The 8,349-nt window shown below is 64.9% G+C and carries 10 protein-coding genes; 3 read left to right on the top strand and 7 right to left on the bottom strand.

From position 1 onward, the window contains the following. The first annotated feature begins 61 nt into the window (after positions 1-61). Positions 62-631, top strand: coding sequence for a GcrA family cell cycle regulator (locus VGV07_RS14220; protein ID WP_326869367.1), 570 nt, complete (start codon positions 62-64; stop codon positions 629-631). A gap of 77 nt (positions 632-708) precedes the next feature. Next, on the top strand, positions 709-1,269 hold the full coding sequence (locus tag VGV07_RS14215) for a DUF1697 domain-containing protein (RefSeq protein WP_326869366.1): 561 nt from the start codon (positions 709-711) through the stop codon (positions 1,267-1,269). A gap of 118 nt (positions 1,270-1,387) precedes the next feature. Here VGV07_RS14215 and VGV07_RS14210 read toward each other — a convergent pair whose 3' ends face one another. From VGV07_RS14210 to VGV07_RS14195, 4 genes are read right to left on the bottom strand one after another with little or no spacing between them, the layout of a single operon-like run. Then, positions 1,388-1,807, bottom strand: a complete 420-nt coding sequence (locus VGV07_RS14210) for a hypothetical protein (RefSeq protein WP_326869365.1) — start codon at positions 1,805-1,807, stop codon at positions 1,388-1,390. A gap of 55 nt (positions 1,808-1,862) precedes the next feature. After that, positions 1,863-2,537 (bottom strand): dienelactone hydrolase family protein, encoded by a 675-nt coding sequence (locus tag VGV07_RS14205; RefSeq protein ID WP_326869364.1) that lies wholly within the window; start codon positions 2,535-2,537, stop codon positions 1,863-1,865. Between the two features lie 37 nt (positions 2,538-2,574). Further along, a complete protein-coding gene (locus tag VGV07_RS14200) occupies positions 2,575-3,615 on the bottom strand; it encodes an aldo/keto reductase (RefSeq protein WP_326869363.1) in 1,041 nt (346 codons plus the stop codon). Further along, the gene (locus tag VGV07_RS14195; RefSeq protein ID WP_326869362.1) at positions 3,600-4,241 is read right to left on the bottom strand and encodes a ThuA domain-containing protein; all 642 of its coding nucleotides are present in this window, start codon (positions 4,239-4,241) and stop codon (positions 3,600-3,602) included. Before VGV07_RS14195 ends, VGV07_RS14200 begins: the two co-directional genes overlap by 16 nt. A 163-nt stretch (positions 4,242-4,404) precedes the next feature. Here VGV07_RS14195 and VGV07_RS14190 point away from each other — a divergent pair, with 163 nt between their 5' ends. Next, positions 4,405-5,886: an amidase gene (locus tag VGV07_RS14190; protein ID WP_326869361.1), complete on the top strand. Its 1,482-nt coding sequence runs from the start codon at positions 4,405-4,407 to the stop codon at positions 5,884-5,886. A 133-nt stretch (positions 5,887-6,019) separates the two neighbouring features. Here VGV07_RS14190 and phoB read toward each other — a convergent pair whose 3' ends face one another. From phoB to pstB, 3 genes are all read right to left on the bottom strand, one after another. After that, a complete protein-coding gene (phoB, locus tag VGV07_RS14185) occupies positions 6,020-6,721 on the bottom strand; it encodes a phosphate regulon transcriptional regulator PhoB (RefSeq protein ID WP_055047977.1) in 702 nt (233 codons plus the stop codon). Between the two features lie 98 nt (positions 6,722-6,819). Beyond that, positions 6,820-7,515: a phosphate signaling complex protein PhoU gene (gene phoU, locus VGV07_RS14180; protein ID WP_326869360.1), complete on the bottom strand. Its 696-nt coding sequence runs from the start codon at positions 7,513-7,515 to the stop codon at positions 6,820-6,822. 20 nt (positions 7,516-7,535) lie between these two features. After that, positions 7,536-8,345, bottom strand: coding sequence for a phosphate ABC transporter ATP-binding protein PstB (gene pstB, locus VGV07_RS14175; RefSeq protein WP_414649952.1), 810 nt, complete (start codon positions 8,343-8,345; stop codon positions 7,536-7,538). Positions 8,346-8,349: the final 4 nt, after the last annotated feature.

Below are 8,349 nucleotides of genomic sequence, written 5' to 3'. Positions count from 1 at the left end.
GCAACGGCACGGCTGAGGAGTCTGTCAGAGTCCTGAATGGCGGTTTAGGAGCGGATAGTTGATGGGCTGGACTGAAGAACGCGTCGAGCTGCTCAAGAAACTTTGGCTTGAGGGGCTGAGCGCCAGTCAGATCGCGGGCGTTTTGGGTGAAGGCGTGACCCGCAACGCGGTGATCGGCAAGGTACATCGGCTGAAGCTCTCGGGCCGCGCCAAGCCGGCGACATCGACTCCGCGTGTCCGCAGCGCACCGCGTCCGGCGGCCCGCCGCGTCTCCTCGCCGGCCAGCACGTCGCGGTCGAGCGGGCTCGGCACGGTGATGAAGACCCGCAACTCGATGAATGTCGGGGGCGGCGGTGGTGGCGGTGGCGCCATCCAGGGCGCCACGGCGCTGAAGATGGAAGAGGAATTCGCGGTCGAGATGGAGATCGCGCCTCAGGCGGCCGAACTCTTCATCCCGGTCGAGCAGCGGCTGACCCTGCTGCAGCTCAGCGAACACACCTGCAAGTGGCCGATCGGCGACCCGCTGACGCCCGATTTCTACTTCTGCGGCCAGCACTCGAACGAGGGCAAGCCCTATTGCGAGTTCCACTCGCGCCGGGCTTATCACCAGATCGACAAGAAGAAGCGCTAAGCCGCACGTGAAATTTCGAACGAGGCCGGGAGCGATCCCGGCCTTTGTCGTTGGGCGCGGCAAAGCGGGAGGACGGCATGGCGACGACGACCTATCTGGCGTTGCTGCGCGGCATCAATGTCGGCGGCAAGAACAAGGTGCCGATGGCGGGGTTGAAGAAACTGCTCGAGGAGATCGGGCTCGAAGGCGTTTCGACCTATATCGCCTCCGGCAATGCCATGTTCCGATCGAAACTGATGGCGTCGACCATTGCCCGAAAGATCGAGGAAGGACTGACCGCTAGGTTCAAGCTCGATGACGAGCTGGTCAAGGTGCTGGTGCTCAGCCACGAGCAACTCAAGGCCGTGGTCGACAAGCGCCCCAAAGGGTTTGGCGACGAACCGACAAAGTATCACAGTGATGCAGTGTTCCTGATGGACATCGACAGGGACGAGGCGTTCGCGGTGTTCAAGCCGCGCGACGGCGTCGACAAGGTGTGGCCCGGCGAAGGGATGATCTATTCGCAGCGGCTCAGCGCCGAGCGCACCAAAAGCCGGCTCAGCAGCATCATGCAGTCGCCGCTCTACAAATCGATGACCATCCGCAGCTGGCAGACGACACAGAAACTGCTCGAGCTGATGGGGGCGATGGAGGAGTAGGTACGGGCCCGGTGCGTGGGGCTCCCCCCTCCACCGGCTCCGCCGGTCCCCCTCCCCCGCAAGCGGGAGAGGTGCGCCGACTGGACACTCAGAGCAGTTATGCGCCAGGTGGATGCCGTCAGGAGTCCTCTCCCGCTTGCGGGGGAAGGGGACCGGCGGAGCCGGTGGAGGGGGGTGCAAAGTTCACCAGGCCCAGCGCCGCGACCGCCGCCACCAACACTTGATGCACGTCCTGCCTTGCACCATCCGGCTCAACGATGCGCAGGCGCTGCACCGTGTGCCCATTGTAGAGGCTGACCATGAAGTCCTCGACACCGAGCTTGCCGTAGTCGGCAAGCGGCACTTCGACGGCTTCGGTGACGAGTTCGGCCCGGCCGGCGACCAGGTCGAAAACCGTGGCGAGCGCCGGATGGGCCGTCGCCAACCCAGCGCGAAACTCCAGTACATCAGCGGCCGGCTCGGCCCGGGCGGTGAACAGGCGATCAGCATAGGCATCGACGAGGTGCGCTGCCAGCATCGCCTTCCGGCGCGACAGCATCGCTCTGCCGGCCTCGGCGATCGCCTCCTCGAGATAGGCGAGGTGACGGGCGAGGTCAGCCGAGGTGCTTATGGAAGAACTCCAGCGAGCGCACCGAAGCCTTGGTGCACGAGGCTTCGTCGAACTTGTCCGGGCGGTCGCTGTTACAGAAGCCGTGGTCGCCGCTGTAGACGTAGATGTCGGCTTCGGGGTGGCGGGCCTTCAGCTGCTCGACCTGCTCGAGCGGGATGCCCTGGTCTTTGTCGCCATAGTGCATCTCGATCGGCACCTTGGGGGTGAGCTCGATGTAGTTGGGCACGCCACCGCCATAGTAACCCGAGGCGGCGCTGAGACCCCCGAGCTTGCTGGCGGCGATCCAGCTGATACGGCCGCCGAAGCAATAGCCGGTAATGCCGACCTTGCCGGCTTCGGAGGCTGCCGCGATGGCGGCCTCGACATCGGTCATGGCGGTATCCATCGAGAACTTCTTCATCAGCTCGCCGACCAGGGCGAAGTGGTCGGCGCCGTAGTTCTCGCTCTCGAAGCCGTACTCGGCGCGATCGAACATCGCCGGGGCGATGGTCAGATAGCCGTGGCGGGCCCAGCGATCTGCGACGGCGCGGACCCAGTTGCTGAGGCCCCACACCTCCTGAATCAGCACGACCCCGCCGCGCGGCTTGCCTTCCGGCACCGCGCGATAGGCGTTGAGGACGAAGCCGTCGGACGCAGTGAGTTTGATGCGTTCACCCATGGGGACCTCCGGTGGGACAGGTAACGAGTAAACCAGCTTACGCCAGTATCGGGGTAACGGGACCGGGCGCGTTCGGATGCAGCAGCCCCCCTGCGCGAAGCTCGGCCCAGAGCGCGTCCGGGATGGCCTTGCGGTAGCCGGCGAGGTTGTCATTGAACTCGGCGACATTGGAGAAGCCGGGAATAATCGCGGTGATCGCCTCATGGCCGAGCGGGAAGTTGAGCGCGGCGCGGATCAGCGTGGTGCCATGCTTGCTGCATAGTTGCTGGATGCGCCGGGTCTTCTCGATCATCTCGGGGCTCGCCTGGGCATAGTCGTAGATCGCGTTCGGGATCGGGCCGGTGGCGAGGATGCCGCTGTTGAGCGGCGCGCCGTCGACGATCGCGACGCCCTCGCGTTGCACCCGCGGCAGCAGGGTATCAATCACCTGCTGGTCGAGCAGGGTGTAGCGGTTGGCGAGGAGGAAAATGTCGAAGCGGGCATGGTTCATCAGCTCGTCGATGATCTGCCACTCGTTGACCCCTGCCCCGATGGCCTTCACCGCGCCAGCGGCGCGTAGCTCCTCGAGCGCACGGATGCCGCCGCCTTCGAGCGCCTGCGCCATGGTCTCGGCATGGCGCTCGCGCTGGCTGAAGGCGCCGATATCGTGGAGGAGCAGGATGTCGATGCTCTCGAGCCCGAGCCGCTGCAGCGAATTGTCGTAGCTCCGCATCACCCCGTCATAGGTGAAATCGAACTTCGGCCGGAACGGCAGGGCGCGCGGATCACCGTGACGTTCCATGGCGAAGGCTCGGTCCGGGACCAGCAGACGGCCAACCTTGGTCGAAAGCACATAGCTATCCCTCGGCTTGTCGCGCAGGAAATCGCCGATCCGCCGTTCCGACAGGCCGGCGCCGTAGAACGGGGCGGTGTCGAAATAGCGGATGCCGGCATCCCACGCGGCCTCAAGCACTTCACGGGCGCCGGCGTCGGTCGGGGCGCGCTTCAGGTCGCCCAGCGGCGCGCCGCCGAAGCCGATGCGGCTGATGTCGAGACCGGTGCCGCCGACCGGACGGGAGGGGATCAGCGGGCTGCCCACAGCAGCCCCCGGTGTAGGATGGTCTTGATCTCGGGCTTGTCGAACTCGGCCGGCTTGTGGCCGAGCGCGGTATAGAAGACCCGGCCATGGCCATAGGCCGACTTGTAGACCACCGGCATCTCGGCTCCCTTCTTCCAGAAGGCGTGCTCGCCCGAAAAGGTCGTGGTAGCGAGGACCTCAACGGTTGGATCGACATGCATGTAGTACTGCTCCGAGGTGTGCTCGAAGCTGCCGATGCCGGCCATGATCGGATCGTCGTTCGGCTTGGGGTCGACCCGGTAGCTGATGATATCGCCCGGATGGGTAGCGAAGGTACAGCCGCCGAGGAAGCGCATCCGCGCGTTGCCGGGGAAGCTGGTGGCCAGCGCGTGATGGAAACCTGCAAGACCCGTGCCGGCCTCGACGGCGGCGCAGAAGCGGATGGAATTCTCGCGGTCGAGTTCGCCGCCGGTGATCTGCGGCACGATCAGGTCGTAGGAGCCGACATTTTCGCCGCCCAGCGCGGTGTAGTCGCCAGTGACGGTGACCTCGAACCCCTCGCCCTCAAGGATCTCGCGCACGATGTGCGCGCCCTTTTCCGGCTCGTGAAGCTCGAGCCCACCCCATACGACCAACGCTGTCTTCATAGTCCTCTTCCTTCGCCGCTTACCGGCGGCAGACCTGAACAAAAGCAGCGCCTTAAGGCAAGCGCGAATTGGTATGGTAGTGCGTCGTTCCCCGCCGAAGGGCGCATTGTGCACCCCGCGCGTTCCCGCCGAGTATTCCGGTCAAGACCAAGGGGGGACACGTATGCCGACGACCGACTTTTCCTATCTGAGTGCTACCGAGATCGCCCGGCTCATCCGCCGGCGCGAAGTGTCGCCGGTCGAGGTGATGGATGCGACAGTCGCACGGATCGAGCAGCGCAACCCCAGCCTCAACGGCCTGATCTATCTCGGTTTCGATGATGCGCGTCGCGAAGCGAAGGCGGCCGAGGCGGCGGTGATGAGCGGAACGGACCTGCCGCCGCTGCATGGCGTACCCGCGGCGATCAAGGACCTGTTCGATTTCAAGCCGGGCTGGCCGACGACCTTCGGCGGGGTGCGGGCGCTCCGGGACAACATCGCGCAGTTCCACTGCCCGTTCGCCGAGCGGATCGAGAAGGGCGGCGCGATCCTCGTGGGCAAGACCAACGCACCGGTGATGGGATTGCGCGGGGTCACCGATAACTACCTGTTCGGGCCGACCAATAACCCGTTCGACACGACGCGCAACCCGGGCGGTTCCTCGGGCGGCAGCGCGGCGATCGTCGCCGATGGCTTGGTTTCCATCGCCGAGGGCACCGATGCCGGCGGTTCGATCCGAATCCCGGCGGCCTGGTGTGGAGTCTATGGCTACAAGCCAGCCTTCGGACGCGTACCAGTGGTGATGCGCCCCAACGCCTTTGCCGGTGACCTGCCCTATGTGTTCGAGGGACCGATCACCCGCACGGTCGAAGATGCGGCTTTGGCGATGAGCGTGCTCGGCGGCTACGACCCACGCGACCCCCTGAGCCTTAGCGAGACGGTCGATTATCTCGGCGCGCTGAAGCAGTCGATCAAGGGGTTCCGGATCGGCTACAGCCCGAACCTCGACGTGTTCCCGGTCGACCCGCGGGTGGCGGAAACCGTGGAGCGCGCGGTCGGCGCGTTCACCGACGCCGGAGCGCAGGTCGAGGAGATCAAGCTCGGCATCCGCTATTCGCAGCGCGAACTCAGCGACCTGTGGCTGCGGTTGATGATGCCGCTCAACATGGGGACGCTGGAAGCGGTGAAGGCCGGCGGGCTGGACCTGCTCGCCGACCATCGCGGCGACTTCCCGCCGGAATACCTGCACTGGATCGAAAGCTACGGGCAGACGATGACCGCCGCGGACCTCCGCCGCGACCAGGCGATGCGCTCGGAAATCTACGACGCCTTCCAGGCGGCGTTCGCCACCTACGACCTGGTGATCACGCCGACCGTCGCCGCATTGCCGGTGAAGAACGAAGCGGGCGGCAACACGCATGGACCGCGCGAGGTGAACGGCGAGGCGGTCGACCAGGGCATCGGCTGGTGCCTCACCTACCCGCTCAACTTCACCGGACATCCGGCCGCATCGATCCCGGCGGGGCTGGTGGACGGGCTGCCGGTGGGCATGCAGATCATCGGGCGGCGCTATGCCGATGCCGACGTACTGGCGGCAAGCGCGACGTTCGAACGGCTGCGCCCATGGGCGGAGAGCTATCGGATCTGCGCGGAGCGGGTGATTTAGTACCCGCTTGTCCCAGCCACCGGTGTCATTCCCGCGCAGGCGGGAACCTAGTGCGGACTATCCGCCTTCGCTGGCGTTGAGACATCCCACTGGGTCCCCGCCTTCGCGGGGATGACGCCGGTGGGTTAGTCGCTCAGCTGACCGCCGCAAAGCGCTCGTCAAACGCGTAGCCGGCGCCGCGGACGGTGCGGATGGGATCGGCGTCGCGGTGCCGATTGATCGCCTTGCGCAGGCGCCCGACATGCACGTCGACGGTGCGCTCGTCGACATAAACATCGTTGCCCCAGACGCCGTCGAGCAGTTGCTCGCGCGAGTAGACGCGGCCGGGGTGGCGCATCAGGTATTCGAGCAGGCGGTACTCGGTAGGGCCGAGGTGCACTTCGCGGCCACCGCGACGAACGCGGTGGCTGGTGCGATCGAGCTCGAGATCGCCGGCCTTCAGCACTGCGGTGACGAGCTGCGGGCTCGAACGGCGGAGCAGCGCATTGATGCGGGCCAGCAGTTCGGGGATCGAGAACGGCTTCACCACATAATCGTCGGCGCCGGTGGCGAGGCCGCGGACGCGCTCTTCTTCTTCGCCGCGCGCGGTGATCATGATGATCGGGGTGCGTGCGGTTTCTTCACGCGAGCGCCAGCGGCGGCAGAGTTCGATGCCCGAAAGGCCGGGCAACATCCAGTCGAGCAGGATCAGATCCGGGACGCCATCACGGATGCGTTCCACCGCCTCGTCACCCGAGGCGGCAGTTGCGACCCTGAAACCCTCGGCTTCGAGGTTGTAGCGCAGCAGGACGGCCAGATCGGCCTCGTCTTCGACGATGAGGATAGTGGCGGACATCGAACACCCCTAGAGTGCTTTCAGGACAGCTACGGCCCTGAAAGCTCTGGAAATCAAAGGCTTAGACCTTCGCCGTGGCAACGAAACGGCGAGGTGGTTCAGCGCGGCGAGCGCTGCTGTTCGTCGGCACCGAGATGGCGGCCGGTTTCGAGATAGTAGGCCGCCTCGGCGATGTTGGTGGCGTGGTCGCCGACGCGCTCGAGGCTCTTGGTGCAGAACAGCAGGTGCGTGCACTGCGTGATGTTGCGCGGATCTTCCATCATATAGGTGAGGAGTTCGCGGAACAGCGAGTTGTACATCGCATCGACCTCGTCGTCGCGGCTGCACACCTCGACCGCCGCGGCGGAGTCGCGGTTGAGATAGGCATCGATGGCGCTCTTCAGCTGGCGCGCCACCAGTTCCTTCATGTGCTTGACGCCATTGTAGAATTTTGGCGCGAGCCCGAGCGACTCGATCTGCATGGCGCGCTTGGCCAGTTGCTTGGCCATATCGCCGGTGCGCTCGAGGTCGTTGGCGACCTGGATCGAGGTCACCACCATGCGCAGATCCGCGGCCATCGGCTGGCGCCGTGCGATGATCGACACCGCTGCGTCGTTGATGCGCTGCTGCATCTCGTCGATTTTCTTGTCGAACAGGCGCACGTCCTGGGCCTGCTTGTGATCGAGCTTGAGCAGGGCGACGGCCGACTCGGTGATGGCCTGTTCGACCATGCCACCCATCTCGGAAATGGCCTTGTTGAGGTTGGTGAGTTCGTCCTCGTAAGAGGAAACGATGTGCTCGTTGAGCGATGCCATATTATCGATCCTCTAGGACGTCAGCCGATACGGCCGGTGATGTAGTCCTGCGTCTGCTTGTTCTTGGGATTGGTGAAGATGTCCTCGGTCTTGCCTTCCTCGATGAGCTTGCCGAGGTGGAAGAACGCAGTCTTCTGGCTGACGCGGGCGGCCTGCTGCATGGAGTGGGTGACGATGACGATGGTGAAGTTCTCACGCAGTTCGTCGATCAGCTCCTCGATCACCGCGGTGGCGATCGGATCGAGCGCCGAGCACGGCTCGTCCATCAGCAGCACTTCGGGCTTGGTGGCGATGGCGCGGGCGATGCACAGGCGCTGCTGCTGGCCACCGGAAAGCCCGGTGCCCGGCTCCTGCAGGCGGTCCTTCACTTCGTTCCAGAGGCCGGCTCGACGCAGCGAGGAGTGCACGATCTCGTCGAGATCGGCCTTGTTGCGGGCAATGCCGTGGATCTTGGGACCGTAGGCGACATTCTCGTAGATCGACTTGGGAAACGGATTGGGTTTCTGGAACACCATGCCGACGCGGGCGCGCAGTTCCACCACATCGATCGACGGATCGTAGATATCGTCGTGGTCGAGGGTGATCTTGCCGATCACGCGGCAGCCGTCGATGGTGTCGTTCATGCGGTTCAGCGAACGCAGGAACGTCGACTTGCCGCAGCCCGAGGGGCCGATCAGCGAGGTGACGTTGAACTGCTCGATCTTCAGATCGACGTCGAACAGGGCCTGCTTCTCACCATAAAAGACGCCGACCTTCTCGCCCTGCATCTTGGGCGGGGCGTTGGGGCGCGAGACGGGAGCGGCAATGGTCGCAGCGGATTCGAGGGACATGTCG

The organism is Devosia sp., from assembly GCF_035944845.1.
Lineage (GTDB): Bacteria > Pseudomonadota > Alphaproteobacteria > Rhizobiales > Devosiaceae > Devosia_A.
Note: the sequence above shows the minus strand (reverse complement) of the source record. Positions and strands in the feature narration are given on the sequence as shown.

Bases quoted from the DNA above. Each gene is read 5' to 3' on its own strand.
- VGV07_RS14220 (WP_326869367.1), top strand. From the start codon at position 62: ATGGGCTGGACTGAAGAACGCGTCGAGCTGCTCAAGAAACTTTGGCTT.
- VGV07_RS14215 (WP_326869366.1), top strand. From the start codon at position 709: ATGGCGACGACGACCTATCTGGCGTTGCTGCGCGGCATCAATGTCGGC.
- VGV07_RS14210 (WP_326869365.1), bottom strand. From the start codon at position 1,807: ATGCTGTCGCGCCGGAAGGCGATGCTGGCAGCGCACCTCGTCGATGCC.
- VGV07_RS14205 (WP_326869364.1), bottom strand. From the start codon at position 2,537: ATGGGTGAACGCATCAAACTCACTGCGTCCGACGGCTTCGTCCTCAAC.
- VGV07_RS14195 (WP_326869362.1), bottom strand. From the start codon at position 4,241: ATGAAGACAGCGTTGGTCGTATGGGGTGGGCTCGAGCTTCACGAGCCG.
- VGV07_RS14190 (WP_326869361.1), top strand. From the start codon at position 4,405: ATGCCGACGACCGACTTTTCCTATCTGAGTGCTACCGAGATCGCCCGG.
- phoB (WP_055047977.1), bottom strand. From the start codon at position 6,721: ATGTCCGCCACTATCCTCATCGTCGAAGACGAGGCCGATCTGGCCGTC.
- phoU (WP_326869360.1), bottom strand. From the start codon at position 7,515: ATGGCATCGCTCAACGAGCACATCGTTTCCTCTTACGAGGACGAACTC.
- pstB (WP_414649952.1), bottom strand. From the start codon at position 8,345: ATGTCCCTCGAATCCGCTGCGACCATTGCCGCTCCCGTCTCGCGCCCC.